This is a genomic window from Ruegeria sp. AJ12, from assembly GCF_056536245.1.
In genome coordinates, this window is record NZ_JBQFJJ010000001.1 from 2391523 (window position 1) to 2417170 (window position 25648).

Here is a 25648-nt window from a genome sequence, read left to right on the forward strand (position 1 = left end):
GTTCAGCCATATCTGCGCGCCTCTTCATATTGGCATTCACTCGCTTTCTTCTCTGAGACGGCATACCAACAAATTGACAAAACAGCCGGACAGATGACGATTGAGGTGCACCAAATGTGAGTCATTGGTTCAACCCTCTGCCCTTTCCAACTGGTTGGCAAACCGTTTGAACGGCGGAAACAACTCATGTGCTTTGCGCAGGTACTTCTGTGCCTTGCCTTTGTTGCCTCGTCTCAGATGGATTTGTCCGGCCGCTCCTTGGATAGATGGTGTTGTATCATCCAAATCGGCAGCCTGAAGTACCTGTTTTTCGCCCTGACCGTCTGACCCGCTTCGGATTAGGTATTGACCCATCGCAAACACCAGGAACGCGTTGTCAGGATCACATGCAATGGCCTCTGCCATTTCCAGGCGCGCTTTGGCGAAATCCCCCTCTGCTTCATAAAGCTCAGACAAGCGCTTGCGGTAGAGAGGATTGTCGGGGCTCTGGGATACAACCTGCCGGGCAACGTCGATGGCCTTTGAATTGCTCATAGCCCCTGTCCGCACATTCAGCGCGACATAGAGTGATTTGACACGTGCATCATCTTCGGGAGCGTTTTTTATCCCACTCAAACTTTCGATCAGTGATGTCAGGCGGGATCTATTTCCTTGCAGTCGCCGCGCCTTTTGATCCAAGGCGAGATCCGACCAGTCCAACAGGATCATATCGAGATTGCAAGGTTGACGCACAATCACCTTGTTTTGAACGAGATACAGGCTGTTGAACGGTGGAAATCGACGCTGCCTTATTTCTTTCTGCAGTCCCCAATCGATCGGAGGGAACAAACGGTAAGGTAACTGATCGCGATATACCATCCGCGACCCCAGAACGATGACATCTGGGCGCAAAGGCTTGGCCCAGAACGCCTGTGCAAAGAACCGACCGGCTGACCACCTCTTTTTCTGCGCCCCCAGAATTGCGCCGAGCAAGGCACACAACACCGCATAGTCCTCGGGCCACAAATTAGGGTTCTCTAACCCGGTTCGCGCCAGTTTTTCGCCTTCCTTCCACTTTGACAGGTAGAAACAATTCAGCGCCTGAAGCAACGGCATAAAGGCGTTGTCCGATCCAGCATCCAAGATCGGTTTCGCCAGATCGTAAGCTTTTTCGCATTGATCAGAGGCACAAAGGTACTGAGTCGCTTTGGCATATACATGAGCAGCCTCTGATATGTTCAGAAATGCACGAGGTCCGGTCGCGACTCGTCTGATGACGCGATCATTTGCCATTTTGATCTCCTGTTCGCACAGGGCATCCCGAAAAACCTTGCGCTGCCGCCCAGATACGCGCGCCGCAGCCATTGAGAAAGCTGAAATGAACGGGGCGATCACCTGGTCCGCCCGAGACATCGTGTAAAGCTCCAGAAAATCCCTTTGGGCCCGCGTCAGATCCGACAGATCCGCGATATCCGACATCTGCAGCAAATCCGGAAACCGCGCCTGAAAGCCCCGGATCAGTTCGGGCTGATCCGAAAACATAATGGCGGGACGGCCCGCATTCTGTTCGAGATGTGCGTCGTAGAGCTCTTCGGGTTCGATTTTCGCAGGCCAGGTCGTGTGTTTCCAAGGGGCCTCGTTCAGAATGTCACCACGCCGGATATGATAGGCCGACACACCCTGCCCTGACAGCTTTTTGTCTGCCCGGTTCATGATGGCCCGAACCTGCGGAATGAATCCGATCCGGTGGATAAAATCCCGGTATCGCGGTCGGATGGCCTCGACGTCCTCCCACGGGAACGCAAGAACCTCGAACCCTTCGTCAACCAATACCGACCGCCCTTGTTCGAGATGTGCAACCAGACGGTCAGGACTGGCGTCGTTCAAAAAGCTCCAGATTGGCAGTGCCTTCTTACTCAACGCGTCGCACGCGTCATCGGCTAGAAAGTGGTCGCTCATCCACTCCCGGGTGAACAACTCTTCCGGACGATCAAGCTCCGGCGCGTCAGCCCCCTTGGGAAACCAGTTGACCTTGTATTCGGTTTCGAAGTCTTCGGCCAGCCGAATGCAGGTCAGCATCATGAGCAACCGGGCGCCCATGCGATCCTTGCGCTGACCTATGAAAACCCCTTTTGGGGTCGTCATGACGACTCCCCTGCCATGGCTGCAGCCTCGCGGCGAAGGGTACGGAATCTCTGGCGTGCCGCGTGCACGAGTTTCGGATGCCGCTCGGCGCTGATCGCCTCGATCCCCCGCATGTACATCGGCAGACCGCGCCGCGCCCGCATCGCCTCGTAGTACTCTCGCGAATTCAGGCTACCCGCCATCGCTTCCTGCATGACGGGCTTCAGTAGGTTAAGTTTTCGCAGCATCGGCGCAGCAAAGTGGTTTGAGCACCATGTCTTGAGCAGATGCACATTCGATCCCGTCAGACGTTCTGCATGCCGCCGATCCAGATCGAAGAACGGATCAAAGAACACATAGACATGCCGGGCGGTTCCAACGGCCTCGGCCGAATCCCCCAGCGGCAGATCCCAATCCTGAACCCGGCCAAACCGGTACCGGGTCTCCCACGGTACGATCCGTTCATCCAGTGTGGTTTGCGGATTGAAGGCAATCGCAATCGAACCGGGCGCAACAGATGAGAACACCAGCGCACCGAATCCCCCCATGGACGCGCCTGCAAAAACAACGCGTTCAAACCGCTCAAAAAAACCTTCGCTGGCTTTTCCTTGTATGTAGGAAATGATCTCGGGATCGCGGTACCACGCTTTGGTGCGCGCAACGACTCCGAGATGCGACCAGCCCTCATCCCGGAAGAACTTCCAGCCCCACGGCTCTCTCGCAAAGGACAGGTCGTTTACGTTGGCGATATTGTCAAAGCTCACAACCAGGCGCGACGAGTCCCTTTGATGGAAAACGATGGCGTGGCGGTCCAGTTTTTCCAGGTATCCCCGTCCGTCGCCGCCGGGGTAAAGCTCAACAAACCAGGGCGGCGCAGGATCGGTCAGAATCCGTTCATAGCCCGTTTTGCGGTCGGGATGCTCTGGCTTTAACTGTTCGTTGGAAAGCTCTTTCATCGTGACTGTCAGACCAGGTTGTCCGCCAGCCAGGCGCGAAAATCCACCCAGTCCGGCCGTAGCTTGATTTCCGAAGCTTTGGCGCGATGCCAGTCACAGGCCGCGGCATGCAGTTGCCCAAGGGTCGGATCGCTTTTCAACTCGGCAAGCAAATCGGCCGCGCGCCGCGACGCCGGGAGGATCGATTGATCGGCCTCCTTGTTGGCGTTCATGTCCAGCCAATAACTCTGCCCCTGATCCACGCGAATATGATTGGTCCTTCCCCGGTCACGCTTGATCAGAAATCCGTCCAGCGACCGCACAGAGTAGTGATGCAACCGCCCCAGCGAGTGGTCGAACCCCTTCCAGGCACGCCACCCGACATCGCCGGCGGGGAACAGGTTCCCACCCGCATCCGACCAGGAAATCTCATCCTCCTTGCCTTCCTCAATGCCTTTCGGGCGATGCGGCCCGAACCGGGTGAACTTACCGTTGTTTCGAAACAGGGTTTTTAACCCATATGCGCGACCCGAGTGATAGGGGAACTCCTGATCCGCCATCGAGAAGGCCTCGGTCACCGGTTTGTCCTCGAAACTGATGTTTCCGGAGCTTCCAAACAGCTTCCAGGCAAACGAAATCGCGTCAACAGACCGGCCCGCGCGCAGCTCGACTTCGGAAATCAACGCCTCAAAGCCGTGATCACCGCAGCGGATGTTCCAGAACTCATCGACATCCAGGCACATCAGCCATTGGGCCTCTTTGACCTTGGGTTGGTGCCTGGCACGCCTCAGCATCTGGTGCTGTGGGTTGCCGCCCTCTTTCACCTCGTTCGAGACATGTGTGGCCAGCCCCAGATGTTGCAGCCTTTGAGCGATTTCTTCGGTACCGTCATCGCAATCATTGGTAAAAATGACGAAATGATCGACCCCCAGCGTTCGATGAAAGGCGACCCATTCCAACATGTACGGGCCTTCGTTCTTCATCGTTGTGAACACGGTTATGGGGTGAGGCATTCTGGACGATCCGATGTTTCTGCATATCCTTTAATATACAAGCCCAAAGGCACCGGCGAGACAGGAAATGCAATGGCAGGAAATCCAGCTGATCAATGATGCACAGATGCACCCAGGAACGGGAAGTGTTTTTGGGTGTTGTGAGTTTGGTACAGTCGAGACGCATCAAACTCGTGTCCATGGGCGTTGACCCGCGCCCAGTTCCTTCGTTCTTTTCCCAATAACCTATGAGTTGGCTGTCCAAGCGTGTCCAACCACGTGCAGGAGCAGCAAGGCCCAAAATGGGGGACTGGAATGAAGGATGCCTTGACGCAGCTGCAGATTAAGAACGCCGGAGATGGCAAGTATCAGGACGTTGGAGGTCTGATCCTCAGAAAGGAGGACGGGGCCGGAAAATGGATCTACCGATACTCTCATCCAGGCAAGCGCTGGGAGATGGCATGTTCAATCAACCCCGATGTAGTGGCATCCGCGCAGGAATTGTTGGGTATTGTGAACCACGAAACAAAGCCCATGCCCTCGGTCCCCTGTTCATCGCGCCTGTCAGTTCACATCATACAGTTTTGCCTTCGAGGTAGTCCATCATCCACTGCTTGCTTTCCAGGCCCTCTTGGGTTCCCAGTTCGGGCGCCTCGACACCTTCAAAGCGCACTGGTGGGCCTTTCCGTCCATTGAGGACAATCGTATCCGCGTCTCGGACATAGATGTTGGAAGACACAATGCCGCCGGAGTCGGGCACGCAGGCGGCCAGCACGGCAATCAAACAATTCGCTTCCTCAGTCGGAAATACCCCAAAAGTAGCCGATCAGGCTGTCGCCTTATGGCAGCACAGAAATGGCCTGATGCTTCTCTAGGGTCAGGACCCATTGATTTCCGCACGGCAGCATGATTCACAGTTGTAAAAACGAGCGGTGAATATGTCTGATCTATTCTGGCTGACAGATGCGCAGATGGCGCGTCTTGAGCCCTTCTTCCCCAAGTCCCACGGCAAACCCCGCGTCGATGATCGGCGTGTGTTGAGTGGGATTATCTTCATCAATCGCAATGGTTTACGGTGGCGTGATGCGCCGAGGGAGTACGGTCCTCACAAGACGCTCTACAATCGTTGGAAGCGCTGGAGCGATAAAGGCATCTTTGCGCAGATGATGACCGGTCTGGCGGCCAACCACGGCGAAGAGAAGACCGTGATGATCGACGCAACCTATCTCAAGGCCCACCGAACAGCGACCAGCATGGGCGTCAAAAAGGGGGGCGTGGGCGCCTAATCGGTCGGACCAAAGGCGGCATGAACACCAAGTTGCACGCCATCTGCGACAGTCAGGGGCGGCCACTCAACTTGTTCGTCACCGCCGGACAGGTCAGCGACTACATCGGAGCACGGGCGTTGCTGAGCAGCTTGCCCAAGGTCGAGTGGTTGCTTGGGGATCGAGGCTATGACGCCGACTGGTTCAGAGAAGCGTTGAAAGACAAAGGGGTAAGATCCTGCATCCCAGGTCGGAAACAGCGCAAGAAAGCCGTAAAATACGACAAGCGCCGCTACAAACGCCGCAACCGGATTGAGATCATGTTCGGCAGGCTGAAGGATTGGCGGCGTGTTGCCACACGATACGACAGATGTCCCAAGGTCTTCCTCTCCGCAATCGCACTCGCCGCTCTGGTCATCTATTGGCTATGAGTCCTGACCCTAGCATATCGCGAGTCAGCCCAATGCTTACTTGGCAAAACTGTAGAGCGCAAAACTGATAGGTGTACTTTCGGCTGTACAGGCCATCAATTCTGACAACCAAACCTTTGTTCAAGTCCATTGTTATGGGCAATTGAAGAGCCACTCCAGCTACAGCCTCGTTGTCGTCTACCGGTCGAACAATTAGGTTGGCAATGTTGTTACCAAGATATTTAACGTTTTGGATCGCTGTACACTCTGACTTGGTTGAGTCGCAGTAGATTTCCCAATCACCTGCTTTCGCGACTTTCTTTGCTCTTGCTTCCGCCTGAAAGGCGGTCAAGAAAATGGATGCAGCAATAAAAAATACTCTAAGCATTAGGTTCCTCGAAAATGGAGTGAACTAGTTTCTTTGAATAATGCTAAGGTCGTGTTTCGACCAGCTTTTCTTGTTCAAATCGAGGGTAAAAGTGGACGTTGATCATTTTGATAAGAGTACACTTCCGAAAAGCAAGGGCTCGCCGGAGCGGGGCCGTATTCAGCACTGGCCGGATACTTGCTTGCGTCTTAGTGGCCAGTGGCCCTTGTTAGGGTCGTAGTGCGGATGCGTTGTAGCAGTGCGGCCACGGCGATTACTACTACTCTCATGGAAAACCTCATGGGGTTGGCTGCACGCTTTGCCGGTGTGCAGCCGACCGGTCAGAAAATCAGCGCGCCAGGTGCAAGCACCGGCGCATGAGAAAAGGGGATCAGTGAAATCAGGCCGTACCCTATCCACCTGTCATGGTTGGTGAGTTCGTATCTATCTCGATAAAAGGTGGTGATGGCTCGGACACCTACCCTGCCCTCCCAAAGAAACCTTGCGTAAATTTGCTACCAACCACTACCAGATGTTGTACTGGTAACGGCAGTCACAGTTCCAGCCACCGATGCAGCAGCCGTCCCCACTGCAACAGCCGCTGCGGCAGCGGTGGTTGTTACGATACCGCCAGCAACTTTTTCAAGGTCATCCTCGCCAAGCTCTCCATCGGCTTGCATCTCTTCTTGGAAAGCAACCATGTCTTCCTTGGTCCAATTCAGACCCATGGACGCCGCATGTGCCATCTGACCGTCCAGATCAGTAGCGCCGATTTCCTTGGCCTTGGCGCGCAGGTCCGGATCTGCGGCACAACGACGGGCATATTCCTTTAGGTTTTCAACACTCATGCTCAAGCTCCCAATGAATTCACAGCCACGATATCATTGGATTCAGAGTATTAGTAATTTAATTTCAACAGCGGGTGCGTACCTCACCAGCAGATAGCGGTAAGCCTTGTGTCCACACGCGCGACCCACTTGAGCCAATCGCCGGACAGCATCTCCAAGTCGGGCATTTGCTGGCGTCCTTCCGCGCAACCAGCGCATGCCGGCGCACCCCAGATCACCATTGACCGTCGTTTCGGCGCACGCGGTCAATAAGCTCATCGCGGTCAGCGCCGCGCAAATCCTGTGCAGCATCATGGTCTTTCTCCTGTCGCTTTGCAGAGTCCTTGAGGACGTCAAGATCTGCTCGAGAGCGCCCTTCCCTCTTTCCAGCCCCACCTAGCCAGACCCTCACCACCTGCCGCCAGAGCAGCGGAGAGCGACACGCACGATTGCTCCACTCATTTGGATGCCCCCCTGAAAGTGGATAGGATTGCTTCGATCAGCACAGTGAACCGGTGCTTGCCGCTGCGATATGACCCGTTTCGCCCCCAATCGCACTCGTCGCATCACTTGCAGGATGGGCAAAGCAATGATCGACACGATTGATCTGAGCGAAGAGCGTAAAAAGCGCCAACCCGAGTATGTCGATATCGACCGCATCGAGGTCGCTCTTGCCGAACGGGAAGGCGTCGTTATTGGCTTCACATTCGGGTCTGTCGAACAGGGCGGCGCTGTTGAAGTTCTTGCGCACGAAATCAGCGCGTACATCAACGCGATCCGCAGAGCCACGACGGCGCCGGAGGATCCCAATGGCCAACCTCCACCAAGACCGCTTTGCCCTGTTCCGGTATCTATTGGGAGGAAATCCATGACCCCACAAGCAGAATGCTTCCGCCCTGCAGATGCAAAGGCTGTTGTCAGTGTGTCCCGATCAACGATCTAAAAGCGGGCAAGTTTAATATCTGCAACGTCGGCAGCATGTCGTTCGTTCGGATGTCTGAAGTGCGGAAGATCATTGAACCCCTGAGGGGCCAACTGGGGGACTGAAAAGCCCTCAGAGTATCTTAGTGCATAAAAACAATTGCATGAGTTGTGTTTCTGGTGCGGTCGAGAAGACTCGAACTTCCACGGGTGTTACCCCACAGCGACCTCAACGCTGCGCGTCTACCAATTCCGCCACGACCGCACTGCCAGTGACTTGGTAGAGGGGCGTATAGACGCTGTGGCTTGCGTTGTGAAGGGGCAAAAACGAGGCGGTTTGAATTCTCGCCAACCGCGCTTATTTTGTGGCTCAACCACTGCCTCTTTTGAACCTCAGGAACCGCTGATGACAACACCGGATCCCCGCCCCGTTGTACAGATCGACATCGTCTCGGATGTCGTTTGTCCCTGGTGCATTGTGGGGTTTCTTCAACTCGATCAGGCCCTGCAAGAGCGCGGCGTGCCGGCCCAGCTGAGATGGCATCCGTTTGAGCTGAATCCGGCGATGCCGCCCGAAGGTCAGAACCTGCGCGAGCACATTACCGAAAAGTACGGCTCGACCGCCGAGCAGAGCCGACAGGCGCGGGATCATTTGACCTCGTTGGGCGCCGAATTGGGATTCACATTCGCTTTCAGCGATGACAGCCGGATCGTGAATACCTTTGCCGCGCATCAACTGCTGGACTGGGCCGAGACACAGGGACGCCAGCATCCATTGAAACTGGCGCTGTTCAACGCGTATTTCACCCGGCAGCAAGACATCTCGAACCCTGAGGTTCTGATGGGCGTGGTCAAGGAAGCCGGACTGGACCCGGACGCCGCGCGTGCGGCGCTGGACTCCGGTCAACATGCGGGATCGGTACGCGAAAAACAGCAATTCTGGACCAGCCGGGGTATTTCGGGCGTTCCGTCCATGGTGTTTGGCGGCAAGTACCTTTTGACGGGCGCGCAAGGCACAGACACCTACGCTCAGATACTGGACCGGTGTCTGGCCGAGGCCGCCTGACCCTTTTCCTGCGACCCATCGCAGAGTAAGAGGCTCCTATGGAATGGAAAATCACCGATGGTCTGACGGGCTATGACGCGGCCGTCGCCTTTATGGAGGCGCGCGTGGCCGCCATTGCGGCAGGTGACGCCGAAGAATGCGTGTGGCTGCTGGAGCATCCCCCCCTCTATACGGCAGGCACGTCCGCCAAAATCGAAGACCTGACAGACCCGGATCGGTTTCCGGTGCATGACAGCCAGCGGGGTGGCGAATACACTTATCATGGGCCCGGACAACGGGTGGCCTATGTGATGCTGGACCTGAACAAACGGGGCCGCGACCTGCGCCGGTTTGTGAAACAGCTGGAAACCTGGGTCATTTCAGCGCTGGCAGAGTTCAACGTGCAGGGTGAAATCCGGGACGGGCGGGTTGGCGTGTGGGTGCGGCGGGACGACAAGCCGCTGACCATGGCAGGCAACCCCGCCGAGGACAAGATCGCCGCGATTGGACTGCGCCTGCGGAAATGGGTCAGCTTTCACGGCATTTCCATCAATGTCGAACCGGATCTGGAGCATTTTTCCGGGATCGTTCCCTGTGGCATCAGCGAGTATGGCGTGACCTCACTGATCGATCTGGGCTTGCCTGTGACGATGGCGGATATGGACACCGCTTTGCAAAAAACCTTTGCCGAGGTGTTTGAATCCCAACCTGCGGAAAGCGCCGACAGCTGAAACCCGTCCCGAATCGCGATTGGCCGGTCGGTATCGGAACAATCCCTCACACGGATAACTTCTGTTTCCGATGCGCGCCTCAAATCACAGTTGGTTGATGGGTTTTATTAAAATATTTAACCAATATTCATGTTCGCTGGACACAACAGACGGGTTAGCGAGTAGTATGACACGACCAGTCTAGAGTGAGTGGTATGTTAAACCGGTGATCACGGGTTCGCCCGGGTAATCCGATAAGTGTTTGGTTACGAGTCTGCCGTTCCGACCCCAAATCGGAACGGCAATTCTCTTCCCCCACCCCCTCAGTCCTCCATGTGCCCGAACCGCACCGAGCCGGTACAGGCGTGTTCCGCCTGTTCAAGCTCCAGTGTTGCATGACCGATCCCGAAACGATGCTGCAGGGATCGTCTGACACTGGTTCGGATGTCTTCGGCCTGTGGCCAGGCGTCGGGGGCGATCACCAGATGTGCGGTCAGGGCAGCCTGATGTTCCTGCATGCTCCACAGGTGTGCGTGATGTACCTCGGACACGCCTTCTTCGTTTTCGATCGCCGTCAAAACCTCTTCCGGGTCAAGGTCCGGAGGCGCGCCCAGCATCAAAACACGAATTGTCCCGCCAATCTCGGACCGGACATGCCACAGGATGTAGACCGAGATCATGATGGTGACGGCCGGATCAACCCAGGTCCAGTCGAACCAGATCACCGCGGCACCCGCGACGATCACCGCAACCGACCCCAGCGCATCGGCCACATTATGCACAAAGGCCGCGCGGATGTTCATGCTCTCCTTGGACATGGAATATGTCAGCGCCGCCGTAATGAGGTCGACGACCAAGGCCAGCGCGGCGATCCAGACCACCATCCAGCCGTTGATGGGTTCAGGGTCAAAAAACCGCATGACCCCTTCGTAAAACAGGAAAACCGACAACACGACCAGAGTCGTGTAATTGACCAGTGCGGCAACCACTTCGGCCCGGCCATACCCGAAACTCATGCGGGCATCGGCAGGGCGGCGGGCAATCTTGCGGGCAAAAAAGGCAATGATCAGCGCGATTGCGTCCGAGAAATTGTGCAGTGCGTCCGCGATCAGCGCCAGTGACCCCGAAAGGATCCCCCCAACGACCTGCGCCAGCGTCAGCAGGATATTTACGCCAATCGCGCCGGCCACGCGCGCATCCCCCGCGTTCGGATCAATGGAACTGTGCTGATGTCCTTTGTGAGAATGCGGATGCGCCATTTGTCCCGTCCAATGCTGCTGTTACTGGGTGCCCGAGCTTGATCCATTCACGCGAGACGAACCAACGTACTCTTCAAAGACCGGGCTGTTTGAAGTTGCGGACCGCCATGCACGGCCCTGAAACCAGACGCAATACTCCCCCAATCAGGTCAATGCCGCCTTTATCTTTTCGGCATGTTGAGCAATCACGTCGAAATCCCCCATCGTCCCAGGGGGACGAATGGACACATCTTCGTGCCGTGGCAGGACATGGAAATGCAGGTGAAAGACCTCCTGCCCTCCGGCGGCCTCGTTGAACTGCTGAATAGTGACGCCATCGGCTTCGAAAGCTGCCTTCACCGCGTGTGACATCTTCTGCACAGTCGCCATCACCGCGGCCAGTTGCTCTGGCGTGGCGTCCAGCACATTGCGGCACGGTGTTTTTGGGATGACCAGCAAATGCCCGTCTGCGCGCGGCATGATGTCCATAAAGGCCAGCGTGTCCTCATCTTCGTAAACGCGGTTTGAGGGGATCTCGCCGCGCAAAATCTTGGCGAAGATGTTGTCAGGATCGTAGCTGTCCATTTCAGGTCTCCGATTCAGGGCGTTGGGTCCGTTCTGCGACCCTCTCAGGCAGGGGTCAAGGCGGAACTGCATCCTTGGGCGCAATACGGGACTGCAGCCCCTTGAATTTCCTTTGACAATGACCAGATAGCTGCCGTCAAAGGCCGAGATTTCGCGTGGCAACCTCCTGCCCGCGACAATTATTCTTGATCCAGATCAAACTCGACCATTGAAGGTGCTGTCTTCACATTCTAAAACCAGCAGGAATCCCGCGCGTTGGAGAGGTCCGGCTGCGCGGTGCAGTTGCAACAGGAGGCACCTATAATGGCGGACGCAGCCATTCATGGCCACGATCATGAAGACCAGCGCAGCTTTTTCACGCGCTGGTTCATGTCGACCAACCACAAGGACATCGGGATTCTCTACCTGATCTTCTCGGCCATTGCCGGGTTTATCTCGGTCGCGATGACCATCTACATGCGGCTCGAACTGATGCACCCCGGTGTTCAGTATATGTGCCTCGAAGGCTTTATGGCCGACCCGTGTACCCCGAACGGACATCTTTGGAACGTGATGATCACCTACCATGGTGTTCTTATGATGTTCTTCGTGGTCATTCCCGCCCTGTTCGGCGGTTTTGGCAACTATTTCATGCCGTTGCAGATCGGTGCGCCGGACATGGCGTTCCCGCGGATGAACAACCTGTCCTTCTGGCTTTACGTCGCAGGTACCTCGCTGGGCGTCGCCTCGCTGCTCAGTCCCGGTGGCAATGACCAGCTTGGGTCGGGCGTCGGATGGGTCTTGTACCCGCCGCTGTCCACGACCGAAGGCGGCATGTCCATGGACCTTGCGATCTTTGCCGTGCACGTATCGGGCGCCTCCTCGATCCTCGGCGCGATCAACATGATCACCACCTTTCTGAACATGCGTGCCCCGGGCATGACGCTGTTCAAGGTGCCGCTGTTCAGCTGGTCGATCTTCATCACCTCGTGGCTGATATTGCTGTCGCTGCCGGTTCTGGCGGGCGCGATCACCATGCTGCTGATGGACCGCAACTTTGGCTTCACCTTCTTTGACCCGGCCGGTGGCGGGGATCCGATCCTGTATCAGCACATCCTGTGGTTCTTCGGCCACCCGGAAGTGTACATCGTGATCCTGCCCGGCTTCGGCATCATCAGCCACGTGATCGCGACCTTCTCGCGCAAGCCGATCTTCGGATATCTGCCGATGGTCTGGGCGATCATTGCAATCGGTGTTCTGGGCTTTGTCGTGTGGGCACACCATATGTACACCGTTGGCATGTCACTGCGTCAGCAGGCCTACTTCATGCTGGCCACGATGGTCATCGCGGTTCCGACCGGTGTTAAGGTCTTCTCGTGGATTGCAACGATGTGGGGCGGCTCGATCGAGTTCAAAACCCCGATGCTGTTTGCCTTCGGCTTCCTGTTCCTGTTCACCGTTGGCGGTGTGACCGGTGTGGTTCTGTCGCAGGCCGGTATCGACCGCGCCTATCACGACACCTACTATGTTGTGGCGCACTTCCACTACGTGATGTCACTGGGTGCCGTCTTTGCGATCTTCGCGGGCGTGTATTTCTACTTCTCGAAAATGACGGGCCGTCAGTACTCGGAATTCTGGGGCAAGGTTCACTTCTGGATGTTCTTCATCGGTGCAAACCTGACCTTCTTCCCACAGCACTTCCTGGGCCGTCAGGGCATGCCGCGCCGGTACATCGACTATCCGGAGGCGTTCGCCCTGTGGAACTTTGTGTCGTCGATTGGTGCGTTCATCTCTTTCGCCTCGTTCCTGCTGTTCTTCGGCATCGTGTTCTACGCCCTGTTCCGCGGCGCGCGCGAGACCCGACCGAACCCGTGGAATGAATACGCGGACACGCTGGAATGGACCCTGCCCTCGCCGCCGCCCGAGCACACGTTCGAGCAGCTGCCCAAGCAGGAGGACTGGGACAAGGGCCACGCGCACTAGCCCGATCCGGTTACCGAGAAAACCCCACCCATCGCGGTGGGGTTTTTTCTTTGCGGCACCCGATCCTCTGCACCTCGACTTGGCGAACCGGTCGCCAGACGGTCAAAAATACGCTATTCTGGATCGGGCAAATTGTCCGACAAATCGGAGACTCCAGATGCCAGAAATCGATTTTTGGTTCTCCATCGGCAGCACGTACAGCTTCCTTACTGTCATGCGTCTGGATGACTGGTGCGCCGAACACGATGCCACGGTGCATTGGCGTCCATTCAATGTACGCCGGGTCATGATCGCTCAGCAGAACAATCCGTTTGGGGGCAAGCCCGAGAAGTCGGCCTATATGTGGCGGGACGTGGAACGCCGGGCCGCCAAGTATCATATTCACGCCAACCTGCCGGCACCCTACCCGATCTCGGACTTGGCGCTGGCCAATCAGGTGGCCCTGCTGGGAATGAATGAGGGATGGGGCAAGGACTTCACACAAAACCTCTACCGTATCTGGTTTGAAGAAGGTGTCGAGGCTGGCAGCGAAGCCGCGCTGTCCGAGGCATTGCTCCGGTGCCAACAGGATCCGCGCCTGAGCCTTGCCCGTGCGCGCAACCCGGACGCAACCGAAGCTTTGGAGGCCGAAACGACCCATGCAACCAGACTGGGCGTATTCGGTGCCCCCAGCTTTGTCGTGCGCGGCGAGGTGTTCTGGGGCGACGACAGGCTGGATGATGCCCTGTCCTGGGCCCGGGTCGGCCACGTTGTCTAGGTTTTGACATCGACAGACCAAGCCAAACCGCTATTTTTCTGCCATGCCCTATCGATGGAATCAGACCTCTGCAACGGAACAGGAACTGCGCCTCTGGCCGCATAACTCCCTGCCCCCGCGCGGGGCGATGGTGGTCATACTGTCCGTTTTTCTGTTTGGTCTGATCCCATTGCTTGCCATGCTGGGATCGGTCGTGCTGTGGGGCCTGTTGCCGTTCCTGTTGCTCACGGTTCTGGGTCTGTGGCTGGCCATTCACACGAATTACCGCGCCCGCAGCGTTTTCGAGGTCCTGACCCTCAGCGGCACGCAGGCCCGCTTGGTCCATCACAACCCGGGCAAAGGTGCGCAGGAGTGGACCTGCAACCGGTATTGGGCCCGACCGGAAATGCACGAAAAAGGCGGCCCGGTCCCGCATTACGTCACACTGGTCGGCGACGGGCGCGAAGTCGAAATAGGTGCGTTTCTGTCCGAGGACGAGCGCATCACGCTATATGACGATCTCGTCGAAAAACTGCGCGATCCAGCCGCGCAGTAGCCGATACCAAACGGATTTTGAGTATTCAGCAGGCGCCGTTGGAGGCGGCGCATAAATGGTCCTTGACCATCGGTCCGACCTTGCCGAAGTCCATTTGCCCGGTATAGCGCGTTTTCAGCTCGCCCATGACCTTGCCCATATCCCGGATTGATCCGGCACCGGTGGCGGTGATGGCGGTTTGGATCGCTTTGGCGACCTCGTCGTCGTCCATTTGTCGCGGCAGAAACTCCTCGATCACGGCGACTTCGCGCAATTCGCGTTCGGCCAGGTCCAGACGCCCGCCCTCTTCATAGGCGCGCGCGCTTTCCTTGCGCTGCTTGGTCATTTTACCAAGGATTTCAAGAACCTCGGTATCGCCGCACCCTTTGGCTTCTTCGTTGCCGGGCGCGCGCGTGGCGATATCCCGGTCTTTGATGGCCGCGTTGATCAGCCGCAACGTCGACAGACGCTCGGCTTCTTTGTCTTTCATTGCTTGCTTCAGGGCGGTGTTCACCCTTGATCGCATATCCATTTGCTGTGTCCATTCCCATGGCAACGGAACCCCGACCATATCGAAACAAAAAGCGGGAGACAACAGCCGAACAACATGGCTAACTCATTGAAATTGTTAAATAGCCCAAAAATTGAACAGACTTGACCCAGCGGCCCAACCCCCTTAGGTATGCGCCGATTTACCTTGCAGGAGAGTCGCGCCATGGCCCTGAACGTTCCCTCAAAGCCGACCGCATGTCTGGCCCTGGCCGATGGGACCCTGTTTTACGGCATGGGGTTCGGCGCGACCGGCCAGACAGTGGCAGAGCTTTGCTTCAACACAGCCATGACCGGGTATCAGGAAATCATGACTGATCCATCCTATGCCGGGCAGATTGTGACCTTTACCTTTCCCCATATCGGCAATGTCGGAGTGAATCCGGATGACGACGAAACCGCCGACCCTGTTGCAGCGGGAATGGTCGTAAAATGGGACCCGACAGAGCCGTCCAACTGGCGCTCCGCCGAGGAGTTGAAAGACTGGCTGGCGCGGCGGAACCGGATCGCGATCGGCGGCGTCGATACCCGGCGGCTGACACGCGCCATACGGCAGCAAGGCGCCCCGCACGTCGCTCTGGCACATGATCCGGACGGACAGTTTGACGTCGAAGCCTTGATCGCAGCGGCACGCGGGTTTGCCGGTCTGGAAGGTATGGACCTGGCCAAGGATGTGACCTGTGCACAAAGCTATCGCTGGGACGAGATGCGTTGGGCCTGGCCGGACGGGTTCGAGCGGCAGGAGGCCCCCGTGCACAAGGTGGTCGCGGTGGACTATGGCGCCAAGCGCAACATTCTGCGCTGTCTTGCGTCTGCCGGGTGCGAAGTGACCGTGTTGCCCGCCACGGCCACCGCGGCTGAGGTATTGGCGCACGAACCCGATGGTGTGTTCCTGTCCAATGGACCCGGTGACCCCGCAGCAACCGGCGAGTACGCCGTTCCGATGATCCAAGAGATTCTGGACACAACGGAACTGCCCGTCTTCGGGATTTGCCTGGGTCATCAGATGCTGGCCTTGGCCCTCGGCGGCCAGACCGTGAAAATGAACCACGGACACCACGGAGCAAACCACCCCGTCAAGGATCTGGAAACCGGCAAGGTCGAGATCACCTCGATGAACCACGGGTTCGCGGTTGACGGGCAATCGCTGCCGGACGGAGTTGTCGAAACACACCGATCCTTGTTTGATGGATCAAACTGCGGAATTCGCATGACCGGCCGACCGGTCTATTCCGTGCAATACCATCCCGAAGCATCACCCGGACCGCAGGACAGTTTCTATCTGTTCGAACGCTTTGCCGCAGCGATGGCTGAGAACAAGACGCAGGCATAAAGCGCTCACTGTTCAGTGTTAACCGGGCGTTAACCCTGATCAGTCGACCCTGACCGCAAGTTGTTGCGTCAGGGTTGTCCTACATGGCCGAATTGAATCTTCAGAAATTTGCCACGGCCAGACCGATCCCGGCGCCAGATGCCCGTAAACCCCTAGGCACGTGCCTGATCGAACACGGCGTCATCACGCAGGACCAGTTGATCCGGGCGCTGCATCTGCAAACCCGGCAAAAGGCGCCTCTGGGTGAAATCCTTGTTGGGGAGGGCTGGGCCAGCCGCGCCGATGTACTGTCCGCCCTGTCCGCGCAAACGGGTTTGCAGATCGCCGATCTGGAAGATCATCCGCCCACGCGTGCACTGTGCAGTCTGGAATCGCCGGGTTTCTGGCTGGAGCACAACATCATACCCTGGATGCAGTTGGGGCCGATTATCCTTGTCGCCACCGCCCGGCCGGATCGGTTTGCCGCGGTCCGGGCAAAGATGCGGGATCGCAGAAAGACCATTGTTCCGGTACTGGCCGCTGCGGACCAGATCGATAAATCGATCGCGCGGGTCTATTCCAAACCGCTGGCGAGACTGGCCGAAACACGTGTTGACGAAAAACAAAGCTGCCGCAGCTGGACGGCCCGGTCCCGTATGGGTCCCGCAGCCGCAGTGCTTTTGTTTCTGGCAGCCTGTGTGGCCATTCCACAAGCCGCTGCAATTCTGCTGGTCGCTGTGACTGTGGCCTCCCTGGTTTTCTTTTTGATCCTGCGCTTTTCGGGATTTCTGGCCTTTTTGTCATTGGACCAAAACCGCGGGTCCAGGCCGGCCGAAACCCCAACCCCTATTCTGCGCCAACCCTGCGTATCGATTATGGTGCCGCTGTACAAAGAGAGAGAGATCGCAGATGCGTTAATCCGCAGGCTGCAGCGGCTGACCTACCCCAAGGCGCTGCTGGATGTGATTCTGGTTCTGGAGGAGAAAGACGAGGTCACCCGCGACACGCTGGCCAAGGTGGCCCTGCCCAGTTGGATACGCACGATCGAAGTGCCGGAACTGAATGGCCTGACCACAAAGCCCCGCGCAATGAACTATGCGCTCGATTTCTGTCGGGGTGACATTCTGGGCGTCTGGGACGCCGAGGACGCTCCGCAACCCGATCAGATACAGCGAGTCGTTCGTCATTTTGCGCGGGCCGCGCCGGATGTGGTGTGCCTGCAGGGGGTTCTGGACTACTACAACCCGCGCACCAACTGGCGCTCGCGTTGCTTCACCATCGAATACAACAGCTGGTTCCGTGTTATCCTGCCCGGCATCGCGCGTCTGGGTCTGGTGGTCCCGTTGGGCGGCACCACGTTTTTCTTCCAGCGCGACAAGCTGTTGGAGCTTGGAGGGTGGGACGCCCACAATGTCACCGAAGATGCCGATCTGGGCGTCCGCCTTAGCCGAGCGGGATACCGGACCGAGATGGTGGATACGACCACTTTTGAAGAGGCGAATTTCAGGGCCTGGCCCTGGGTCAAGCAACGCTCACGCTGGCTCAAGGGCTTTATGGTCACCTATCTTGTCCACATGCGTGACCCCCTGCGGCTGCTCAGGGATCTGGGAACGCTCAAGTTTCTGGGTCTGCAGGCCTTCTTTTTGGGCACGGCCGGCCAGTTTCTGCTGGCCCCGGTTCTCTGGATGTTCTGGCTGACGATGCTGGGGTTCTACAATCCTTTTCTTGAGGTCATCCCCCACCAGGCGCTGACATCGCTCGTTTGGGTGTTTCTGGCTGCGGAAGCCTTGAATTTTGCAGTTGGGGTGCTTGCCGTTTCCGCGCGCGAACGTCGATTTCTTGTACCCTGGGTGCCGGCCATGGTGCTGTATTTCCCTTTGGGCGTTGTGGCGGCATACAAAGCACTGTGGGAACTGGCTGTGAAACCCTTCTTCTGGGACAAGACCCAGCATGGACAGGCGGTTGAGGACCAGCCCCTGTTCTGAGGGTCAGCTCTCGCGCCGAACGGCGTCCTGTTTCAACCGGGTCATGAAGGCTATCGAGATGTGGTCTTTCAGGGCACGTGAGGCCCCTTCTTCATCACGGGCGGCAATCGCCTCGACAATGCCTTTGTGCTCGCTTTGCGCGATCTCGCCCCTGCCCCGCACGGCCAAGGAGGTGGTGGCCATCAACGCCATCGTGCGATGCACAAGATCAAGCTGCTGAACCAGATAGCGGTTGTGCGAGGCCAGATGGATCTGTTCGTGAAACCGCCGGTTGGCGCGGGACAGCGCCGAGGGATCATCGACCAGGGCATCATCCGCTGCGACCATATCCTGCAGCACCTTGATCTCTTCTTCGGTGGCATGTTTGGCGGCCAGACTTGCGGCCAAGCCCTCCAATTCGCGACGCACGATGTAAAGTTCTGCCATCTGGTTGTGGTCCAGCGACGCCACAATCAGCGACCGCCCGTCCCGTTCCAGCAGCGATTGGGTTTCCAGTCGCTGCAACGCCTCCCTGATCGGGGTGCGGGACACGCCAAAGCGTTCTGCCAGCTCACTTTCGACCAGACGGTCACCCGGCTTGTAGACACCAACGTCGATGGCTTCGAGAATCAGGCTGTAGGCGTCCCTGGACGGGTGTCGGGTCTGGCTCATGTCGTGGTGTTCTCCTCGTTCGGACATGTCTATCCGTCACACGGGTCCGCAATCAAGAGCGGCATTGAAAACCGCGACTCTGCGCCCTAAACCGCTGTCATGGTCAAGCCTGCCTTTTATCACGTCACCCAATGGGTGTTCGATCTGGATAACACGCTTTATCCGCCGCATATGCGCCTGTTCGACCAGATCGAGGTCTTGATGACGGATTATGTGGTGCAGACCATCGGCGTTGACCGGGCCGAGGCCGACCGGTTGCGATCCGCGTACTGGCGGCAATACGGGACAACGCTCGCCGGCCTGATGGCGGAACATGATCTGGACCCCGAGCCCTATCTGCACGCCGTGCATCAGGTGGATATGAGCCACATGGATCCCGACGCGGAACTGGCTGCACACATCCGGTCGCTGCCGGGTCGGCGCATCGTCTACACCAATGGCAGCGCGCCTTATGCGGAACGGGTGTTAGAGGCGCGGGGCCTGTCCGGTTTGTTCGATGCCATCTATGGCGTCGAACATGCGGGCTATCGTCCCAAGCCAGAACAAGCGGCCTTTGAAGCCATATTCGACCTGGATGGTATCGAGGCCGAAAAGGCGGCCATGTTCGAGGACGACCCGCGCAATCTGGCTGCTCCGCACGCGATGGGCATGCGGACCGTGCACGTGGCGCCCGAGCCGCACGAGGCCGATCACATTCACCACCATACAGATGACCTGACCGCCTTTCTCTCCCTCTTGCGGTAGCCTGTCACACTGCGACGATCTGCACATTCTGCACCTGCAGCATCAGCTCTATATCCCATTCTGCGACGAACAGAACGGAGACCTCCATGAGCGCGATCGAAATGCCGCAGCGCCAGCCGATTTGGCAACGCCTGCTTTTTGCAATCCCTTTGTTTGGCTGGATGGCCCGCGATGCGGCCGACGGCGAGCCCGACGATCTGGGATACACCGCGCTGGCTATCTTTAGCATGTGGGGTTGCTCGGCATTGCTGTTTGGCCTGCCCGGTCTTTACATTCCCGCCGTGGCGATGGTCCCGGTGATGTTCCTGATCCTCATCCTGATCTCCCGGGGCTGAGACACGGGACAGGATGTCACTTGGCGTGTGCAGCGGTTCCGGATTAGGGTCCGCCCAGAACGGAGACATGCGCCATGACAGACAGCTGCGACATCCTGATTTCCGGTGGCGGCATTGCCGGACTGACCGCCGCAGCCGTGTTTGGTTCAGCCGGGTTCGATGTGGTCTGCGTCGACCCCACCCCACCCATTACCGAGCGCGACGTCGACGGCTCTGATCTGCGGACGACAGCATTCCTGCAACCTGCGCACGGGTTGTTGGAGCAATGCGGATTATGGTCCAAACTGGATGCCCATGCCGCGCCCCTGCAGATCATGCGGATTGTCGATGCGGGCGGAGAGGTGCCCGAGCCGCGCGTGATCCGGGATTTCAATGCATCGGAGCTTTCCGACCAGCCATTCGGGTGGAACCTGCCCAACTGGCTGCTGCGCCGCGAGATGGTGGCGCGTCTGGCGGAGTTGCCAAACGTCGAGTTCCGCCCCGGCACAGGGACCTTCAGCCTGTTCACCCGCACCGCCGAAGCGCGCGTGGGGCTCAGCGACGGCAGCCGCATAAGCTGTAAACTGGTGATCGCTGCAGACGGGCGGAATTCGCCCATGCGCGAGGCGGCGGGCATTCGCGTTCACACCACACGTTATGGGCAGAAAGCCCTGGCCTTTGCGGTCACACACCCGATCGCACACGAGAATGTCTCGACGGAAATTCACCGGTCAGGCGGGCCGTTTACCCTTGTGCCTCTGCCCGACTGGCAAGATCAGCCCTCATCTGCAATCGTCTGGATGGAACGCGGTCCACGCGCAGTCGAACTGCTGAACATGCCGCCTGACGCGTTCGAGGCCGCGATGACAGAACGGTCCTGTGGGTTGTTCGGGCCGCTGAAACTGGCGTCACGCCGCACGATCTGGCCAATCATCAGCCAGTCAGCCGAGCGCCTGACCGGCGAGCGCATTGCCCTGATGGCCGAGGCGGCACATGTGGTGCCCCCAATCGGCGCGCAGGGGCTGAACATGTCACTGGGCGATCTGCGTTGCCTGCTTGATCTGGCCCGGACACGCCCCGATGGTTTGGGCGACATGGACATGCTGGATGCCTATCACAAGGCCCGACACACCGAGATAGAGCTGCGTGTCAAAGGGATTGACCTGCTCAACCGGGCCTCGATGATCGAAGCCCGCCCTTTGCGAGACGCCCGCGCCATGGGACTGAACGCGCTTTACTCTCTGCCTGCCGTGCGCCGGACCCTGATGCAGATGGGCCTTGGGGTGCGATAGGGCCAGTCGCGCGTTCAGAGCACCTGATCCAACACCCGCTTCAATCGCGAAATTGTACCGTCCACGTCGTAGAGTTTGTCCAGCCCGAACAGTCCAAGGCGGAAGGTACTGAACCCTTCGGGCTCGTCACATTGCAACGGCACACCGGCGGCAATCTGCATGCCAAGCGCGGCAAATTTCTTGCCGTTTTGAACCTCGGGGTCGGATGTATAACTGACAACCACACCCGGGGCGCCAAATCCTTCGGCAGCCACTGAAAGGACACCCTTGTCCTTCAACATGGATCGGACACCATTGCCAAGCGCCCATTGTGCGTCCTGAAGCTTGTCAAATCCGTGGTCCCGGGTTTCGGCCATGGTGTCACGGAAATCTCTCAGCGCGTCTGTCGGCATGGTCGCGTGGTAGGCATGACCGCCGTTTTCATAGGCCCGCATGATCTGCCGCCACTTTTTCAGGTCGATGGCAAAACTGTCCGATTCCGTCTGTTCCAGCCGGGCCTCGGCCCGGTCCGACATCATAACCAGACCCGCACAGGGCGATGCGCTCCACCCTTTTTGCGGGGCAGAGATCAGGACGTCGACACCGGTCGCCTTCATATCGACCCAGACGCACCCCGACGCAATGCAATCCAGAACCATCAAGGCCCCGGCCTCATGCGCAGCAGTGGCCATGGCGGTGATGTAGTCATCCGGCAAAATGACACCCGCCGATGTTTCGACATGGGGCGCAAACACAACGTCAGGACGCTGTTCGCGGATCGCCGCCACAACCTCGTCAATAGGCGCAGGCGCAAACGGCGACGGGCTGGAATTCCCGGTTTCCCGCGCCTTGAGAACCGTTGTTGACGCCGTCAACGACCCGCTTTCGATGATCTGGCTCCAGCGATAGGAAAACCACCCGTTGCGCACGACCAAAACACTCGCATCGCGCGCAAACTGGCGGGCGACGGCCTCCATCCCATAGGTTCCGCCGCCGGGGATCACGGCAACGCCGTCGGCGTTATAGACCTGCCGCAGCATGTCTGAAATGTCGCGCATCACCTGTTGAAATGGCGCCGACATGTGATTGAGCGAACGATCGGTAAAGACAACCGAGAACTCTTCGAGGCCATCGGGATCGACGGTGTCCAACAAGGCAGGCATTGGGGCGTCCTTTCTTTGGGTTTGCCACAGTCATGACCCGATTGGCCCGAAGGGTAAAGGCCTAATCCCGAACCAGAGACAAGCTGGCAAACTTCGCCTGATCGCACGCAAAACGACTGGTAGATCACTGAAATTGCATAAATTGACGCCAAATAGTGTCACCTACCCCTTTACACTTCTGCGTGCTTCTGAACAGATACATACAATTTTTACATGAAGGGATTTTCGTCATCGTGACTGCACGCAAGCGGATCAGTTTTCAGGTCGTTCGGGACGAGGTCAAACGCCGGATTGAAAGCCGCGTCTGGCCGCAAGGTTCATTGCTGCCCACGGAAACGCAGCTTGCCGAAGAATTCAATTGCGCCCGGGCCACCGTGAACCGTGCGTTGCGGGAATTGGCAGAACACGGATTTGTCGAGCGCAAGCGCAAAAGCGGCACACGGGTGAAGAAAGAGCCCAGCAAACATGCCAAGCTCGAATTCTGCCTGCCGCGGCAGGCTGTCGAAAACCAGAATTCCACTTATCGCTATGCACTTGTCGAGCGGACCATCGCGACCAGTCCCGGTTGGCTCGCCTCACAGCTCGCTGTCCCCCTTGATGCCAGGGTTCTGCATGTCGTGTGCATGCACTATGCCGATAACAGCCCGTTTCAGCTTGAAGAACGCTGGATCAATATCGAGGCCATTCCCGATATCGAACAGGCCAATCTGCGAGACCAGGGGCCTTACGAGTGGCTGCTGAAAGCAGCGCCTTTCACGGATGCCGAGGTGGCATTCCGGGCGGTGTCCGCAGACCATCGGCTGGCAGAGTTCATGGGAACCACTGCAGGTGCCTCGATGATTCAGCTGGAGCGGACCACATGGAAAGACCAACAACCGGTCACGTTTGCCCGCATGACCCACCATCCGGGGTATTGCATCCGAACACGGTACTAGACGTCTACCCGATTGGACCGGCCAGACGCTCTTCGCTCAGCAGGACGTTGGCTTCGACATCACCGGCGCCGGGCAACGTCATGATCCGGCGCCGAAGAACGCGTTCAAAGTCCGACAGGTCGCGCGCAACCACCCGCAGGCGGTAGTCATAAAGCCCAAGCACGTGCTCGACGGTCTGCACCTCGGGGATCGCGCTGACGGCGCGTTCAAAATCTTCCAGACTAACCTGCCCCTTGCGTGCAAGTTTCACACCCAAAAATACCGTGACCCCGAACCCCAGCGCTTCTGCATTCAGCCGCAGCCGCCGTCCTTTCAGGATTCCAGCCTCCTCAAGCCGTCGAATACGTCGCCAGGTCGCGGGTTGCGACAGGCCAAACCGGCGCCCCAAAGCACCGGCACTTTGGGTCGCGTCCAATCGCAGAGCGCGCAGAATGCTTCGGTCGATCTCGTCCAACTCAATCATACCGGCAGAGCCTCGTCGCGTTTGACCCGTGCGATATGCATCAGGGCCTCGATATCGGCGATATGCGGCAGGGTCAGGATGCGGTCGCGGTAAAGCTGCTGGTAATGCGCCATATCGCGCGCCAACACCGACAAGCGCACATCTACCCGCCCCAGAAAGGTCTGGATCTCGATCACCTCGGGCACTTTACGGGCCGCCACTGTAAACTCGTCAAACGCCCGGGCCTGCGTCTTGTCCAAACTCACCCGCAGGGATACTTCGACAGCGTAGCCCAATGCCGCCCAGTCGATCACAGCCTCCTGCCCTTCGATAATACCCGCCGCCTGCATTTTTTCGATCCGGCGCCAGCATACACCCGAACTGATCCGACACAGGTCAGCCAATTCGGCGGTCGACAGGCTCGGCTCGGCCTGAAAATGGCGCAGGATTCGGCGATCTACGTCATCAAGCATGATTTCTCCGGTTTTTTATCTATCTGCGAATTATTCTTCATCTTTTTCTCAAATATCCAATCCGAACGCTATCGCCAACACCAAACCCTCAAGATAGAAAGCGCGGCAACCGAAACAGAAAGGACCGGCAAAATGCGCGTCTATTATGATCGCGATTGCGACATCAACCTGATCAAAGACAAGAAAGTGGCCATTCTGGGCTATGGCTCGCAAGGACACGCCCATGCGCTGAACCTGCGCGACAGTGGTGCAAAGAACCTTGTCGTCGCCCTGCGCGAAGGCTCGGCATCAGCCAAGAAAGCCGAAGCCGAAGGCCTGCAGGTGATGGGCATCGCCGAAGCGGCTGCATGGTGCGACGTCATCATGTTCACCATGCCCGACGAATTGCAGGCCGAAACCTACAAGAAATACGTACATGACAACATCAAGCCGGGCGCGGCCATAGCCTTTGCCCATGGCCTGAACGTACATTTCGGGCTGATCGAACCGAAAGAAGGCGTCGACGTCATCATGATGGCCCCCAAAGGCCCCGGCCACACGGTTCGTGGCGAATATGTCAAAGGCGGCGGCGTGCCGTGCCTGGTGGCGGTTGACACTGACGCGACCGGCAAAGCGTTGGAAATCGGCCTGTCCTATTGCTCGGCCATCGGTGGCGGCCGTTCGGGCATCATCGAGACCAACTTCCGCGAAGAGTGCGAAACCGACCTGTTCGGCGAGCAGGCCGTTCTGTGCGGTGGTCTGGTCGAACTGATCCGCTGCGGGTTCGAGACACTGGTGGAGGCCGGTTACGCGCCCGAGATGGCTTATTTCGAGTGTCTGCACGAGGTGAAGCTGATCGTCGACCTGATCTACGAAGGCGGCATCGCCAACATGAACTACTCGATCTCAAACACCGCCGAGTATGGTGAATATGTTTCCGGCCCGCGCGTGTTGCCGTACGAACAGACCAAGAAAGAGATGAAGGCCATCCTGACCGACATCCAGACAGGTAAGTTCGTGCGTGACTTCATGCAGGAAAACGCCGTTGGTCAGCCCTTCTTCAAAGGCACCCGCCGTCTGAATGACGAGCATCAGATCGAGGAAGTCGGCAAGAAACTGCGCGGCATGATGCCGTGGATTTCGGCTGGCAAACTGGTCGATCAAGAAAAGAACTGAGACGGATATCCGTTGGTGACGGG

Annotated in this window: 27 protein-coding genes and 1 tRNA gene; 14 read left to right on the forward strand and 14 right to left on the reverse strand. The window is 57.9% G+C overall.

The genetic code is table 11. The features are described 5' to 3' along the window. Window positions 1–129 precede the first annotated feature (129 nt). From ACR3E0_RS12070 to ACR3E0_RS12085, 4 genes are all read right to left on the reverse strand, one after another. Window positions 130–2124, reverse strand: coding sequence for a hypothetical protein (locus ACR3E0_RS12070; protein WP_480479062.1), 1995 nt, complete (start codon window positions 2122–2124; stop codon window positions 130–132). After that, window positions 2121–3059, reverse strand: coding sequence for a hypothetical protein (locus tag ACR3E0_RS12075; RefSeq protein WP_480479063.1), 939 nt, complete (start codon window positions 3057–3059; stop codon window positions 2121–2123). Before ACR3E0_RS12075 ends, ACR3E0_RS12070 begins: the two co-directional genes overlap by 4 nt. A gap of 8 nt (window positions 3060–3067) precedes the next feature. Continuing rightward, on the reverse strand, window positions 3068–4051 hold the full coding sequence (locus tag ACR3E0_RS12080; RefSeq protein WP_480479064.1) for a glycosyltransferase family 2 protein: 984 nt from the start codon (window positions 4049–4051) through the stop codon (window positions 3068–3070). Window positions 4052–4604: 553 nt separating this feature from the next. Then, complete coding sequence (locus ACR3E0_RS12085) at window positions 4605–4814, reverse strand: thermonuclease family protein (protein WP_480479065.1); 210 nt, start codon at window positions 4812–4814, stop codon at window positions 4605–4607. A 154-nt stretch (window positions 4815–4968) separates the two neighbouring features. Here ACR3E0_RS12085 and ACR3E0_RS12090 point away from each other — a divergent pair. Continuing rightward, a protein-coding gene (locus tag ACR3E0_RS12090; protein ID WP_480475693.1) for an IS5 family transposase occupies window positions 4969–5726 on the forward strand; the annotation gives its coding sequence in 2 pieces (ribosomal slippage) (window positions 4969–5290 and window positions 5290–5726; 759 coding nt in all). On the opposite strand, the gene ACR3E0_RS12095 is transcribed toward ACR3E0_RS12090, so the two are convergent. Continuing rightward, on the reverse strand, window positions 5710–6093 hold the full coding sequence (locus ACR3E0_RS12095) for an invasion associated locus B family protein (RefSeq protein ID WP_480479066.1): 384 nt from the start codon (window positions 6091–6093) through the stop codon (window positions 5710–5712). The two genes, ACR3E0_RS12090 and ACR3E0_RS12095, sit on opposite strands and share 17 nt — an antisense overlap. Window positions 6094–6587: 494 nt before the next feature. Beyond that, window positions 6588–6920, reverse strand: a complete 333-nt coding sequence (locus tag ACR3E0_RS12100; protein ID WP_480479067.1) for a Nif11-like leader peptide family RiPP precursor — start codon at window positions 6918–6920, stop codon at window positions 6588–6590. Window positions 6921–7488: 568 nt separating this feature from the next. Here ACR3E0_RS12100 and ACR3E0_RS12105 point away from each other — a divergent pair. After that, window positions 7489–7842: a hypothetical protein gene (locus ACR3E0_RS12105; RefSeq protein WP_480479068.1), complete on the forward strand. Its 354-nt coding sequence runs from the start codon at window positions 7489–7491 to the stop codon at window positions 7840–7842. A gap of 156 nt (window positions 7843–7998) precedes the next feature. Here the strand turns inward: ACR3E0_RS12105 and ACR3E0_RS12110 are convergent. After that, window positions 7999–8085, reverse strand: a tRNA-Leu gene (locus tag ACR3E0_RS12110). 141 nt (window positions 8086–8226) lie between these two features. Between ACR3E0_RS12110 and ACR3E0_RS12115 the strand changes: the two genes are divergently transcribed. Beyond that, complete coding sequence (locus tag ACR3E0_RS12115; RefSeq protein WP_480479069.1) at window positions 8227–8886, forward strand: DsbA family oxidoreductase; 660 nt, start codon at window positions 8227–8229, stop codon at window positions 8884–8886. A 38-nt stretch (window positions 8887–8924) separates the two neighbouring features. Then, window positions 8925–9596, forward strand: a complete 672-nt coding sequence (gene lipB / locus ACR3E0_RS12120; RefSeq protein WP_480479070.1) for a lipoyl(octanoyl) transferase LipB — start codon at window positions 8925–8927, stop codon at window positions 9594–9596. A gap of 302 nt (window positions 9597–9898) precedes the next feature. Here lipB and ACR3E0_RS12125 read toward each other — a convergent pair whose 3' ends face one another. Then, on the reverse strand, window positions 9899–10834 hold the full coding sequence (locus ACR3E0_RS12125; protein ID WP_480479071.1) for a cation diffusion facilitator family transporter: 936 nt from the start codon (window positions 10832–10834) through the stop codon (window positions 9899–9901). 144 nt (window positions 10835–10978) lie between these two features. Beyond that, window positions 10979–11398 (reverse strand): HIT family protein, encoded by a 420-nt coding sequence (locus tag ACR3E0_RS12130; RefSeq protein WP_480479072.1) that lies wholly within the window; start codon window positions 11396–11398, stop codon window positions 10979–10981. Between the two features lie 303 nt (window positions 11399–11701). Here ACR3E0_RS12130 and ctaD point away from each other — a divergent pair, with 303 nt between their 5' ends. The 3 genes from ctaD to ACR3E0_RS12145 all read left to right on the forward strand — a co-directional run bounded on the left by ctaD (window position 11702) and on the right by ACR3E0_RS12145 (window position 14652). Further along, window positions 11702–13360 carry a cytochrome c oxidase subunit I gene (gene ctaD, locus ACR3E0_RS12135; protein WP_480479073.1) on the forward strand — a complete coding sequence of 553 codons (1659 nt, stop codon included), beginning with the start codon at window positions 11702–11704 and terminating at the stop codon, window positions 13358–13360. 157 nt (window positions 13361–13517) lie between these two features. Beyond that, complete coding sequence (locus ACR3E0_RS12140) at window positions 13518–14117, forward strand: DsbA family protein (protein ID WP_480479074.1); 600 nt, start codon at window positions 13518–13520, stop codon at window positions 14115–14117. A gap of 43 nt (window positions 14118–14160) precedes the next feature. After that, window positions 14161–14652, forward strand: a complete 492-nt coding sequence (locus tag ACR3E0_RS12145) for a DUF2244 domain-containing protein (protein ID WP_480479075.1) — start codon at window positions 14161–14163, stop codon at window positions 14650–14652. A 25-nt stretch (window positions 14653–14677) separates the two neighbouring features. Here ACR3E0_RS12145 and ACR3E0_RS12150 read toward each other — a convergent pair whose 3' ends face one another. After that, a complete protein-coding gene (locus ACR3E0_RS12150; RefSeq protein WP_480479076.1) occupies window positions 14678–15163 on the reverse strand; it encodes a GatB/YqeY domain-containing protein in 486 nt (161 codons plus the stop codon). 183 nt (window positions 15164–15346) lie between these two features. Here ACR3E0_RS12150 and carA point away from each other — a divergent pair, with 183 nt between their 5' ends. Together carA and ACR3E0_RS12160 are read left to right on the forward strand one after the other, a co-directional pair. After that, a complete protein-coding gene (gene carA / locus ACR3E0_RS12155; protein ID WP_480481023.1) occupies window positions 15347–16513 on the forward strand; it encodes a glutamine-hydrolyzing carbamoyl-phosphate synthase small subunit in 1167 nt (388 codons plus the stop codon). An 83-nt stretch (window positions 16514–16596) separates the two neighbouring features. Continuing rightward, on the forward strand, window positions 16597–18477 hold the full coding sequence (locus ACR3E0_RS12160; protein ID WP_480479077.1) for a glycosyltransferase: 1881 nt from the start codon (window positions 16597–16599) through the stop codon (window positions 18475–18477). A 3-nt stretch (window positions 18478–18480) separates the two neighbouring features. Here the strand turns inward: ACR3E0_RS12160 and ACR3E0_RS12165 are convergent, their stop codons facing one another. Further along, window positions 18481–19128 (reverse strand): GntR family transcriptional regulator, encoded by a 648-nt coding sequence (locus tag ACR3E0_RS12165; RefSeq protein ID WP_480479078.1) that lies wholly within the window; start codon window positions 19126–19128, stop codon window positions 18481–18483. Between the two features lie 99 nt (window positions 19129–19227). Between ACR3E0_RS12165 and ACR3E0_RS12170 the strand changes: the two genes are divergently transcribed. The 3 genes from ACR3E0_RS12170 (at window position 19228) to ACR3E0_RS12180 (ending at window position 21478) form a co-directional block, all read left to right on the forward strand. Then, the gene (locus ACR3E0_RS12170) at window positions 19228–19872 is read left to right on the forward strand and encodes a pyrimidine 5'-nucleotidase (RefSeq protein WP_480479079.1); all 645 of its coding nucleotides are present in this window, start codon (window positions 19228–19230) and stop codon (window positions 19870–19872) included. A gap of 86 nt (window positions 19873–19958) precedes the next feature. After that, window positions 19959–20207, forward strand: a complete 249-nt coding sequence (locus ACR3E0_RS12175) for a hypothetical protein (protein ID WP_480479080.1) — start codon at window positions 19959–19961, stop codon at window positions 20205–20207. Window positions 20208–20281: 74 nt separating this feature from the next. Further along, a complete protein-coding gene (locus tag ACR3E0_RS12180; RefSeq protein ID WP_480479081.1) occupies window positions 20282–21478 on the forward strand; it encodes a UbiH/UbiF family hydroxylase in 1197 nt (398 codons plus the stop codon). A gap of 14 nt (window positions 21479–21492) precedes the next feature. Here ACR3E0_RS12180 and ACR3E0_RS12185 read toward each other — a convergent pair whose 3' ends face one another. Then, window positions 21493–22620: an aminotransferase class V-fold PLP-dependent enzyme gene (locus tag ACR3E0_RS12185; RefSeq protein WP_480479082.1), complete on the reverse strand. Its 1128-nt coding sequence runs from the start codon at window positions 22618–22620 to the stop codon at window positions 21493–21495. Between the two features lie 233 nt (window positions 22621–22853). Between ACR3E0_RS12185 and ACR3E0_RS12190 the strand changes: the two genes are divergently transcribed. Next, a complete protein-coding gene (locus ACR3E0_RS12190) occupies window positions 22854–23555 on the forward strand; it encodes a GntR family transcriptional regulator (protein ID WP_480479083.1) in 702 nt (233 codons plus the stop codon). Between the two features lie 4 nt (window positions 23556–23559). On the opposite strand, the gene ACR3E0_RS12195 is transcribed toward ACR3E0_RS12190, so the two are convergent. Together ACR3E0_RS12195 and ACR3E0_RS12200 are read right to left on the reverse strand one after the other, a co-directional pair. Beyond that, a complete protein-coding gene (locus ACR3E0_RS12195) occupies window positions 23560–24018 on the reverse strand; it encodes an Lrp/AsnC family transcriptional regulator (RefSeq protein WP_480479084.1) in 459 nt (152 codons plus the stop codon). Continuing rightward, window positions 24015–24470, reverse strand: coding sequence for an Lrp/AsnC family transcriptional regulator (locus ACR3E0_RS12200; RefSeq protein WP_480479085.1), 456 nt, complete (start codon window positions 24468–24470; stop codon window positions 24015–24017). The genes ACR3E0_RS12195 and ACR3E0_RS12200 overlap by 4 nt, the downstream gene beginning before the upstream one ends. Window positions 24471–24602: 132 nt before the next feature. Here ACR3E0_RS12200 and ilvC point away from each other — a divergent pair, with 132 nt between their 5' ends. Continuing rightward, a complete protein-coding gene (gene ilvC, locus ACR3E0_RS12205) occupies window positions 24603–25625 on the forward strand; it encodes a ketol-acid reductoisomerase (RefSeq protein ID WP_480479086.1) in 1023 nt (340 codons plus the stop codon). The last annotated feature ends 23 nt before the right edge of the window (window positions 25626–25648 follow it).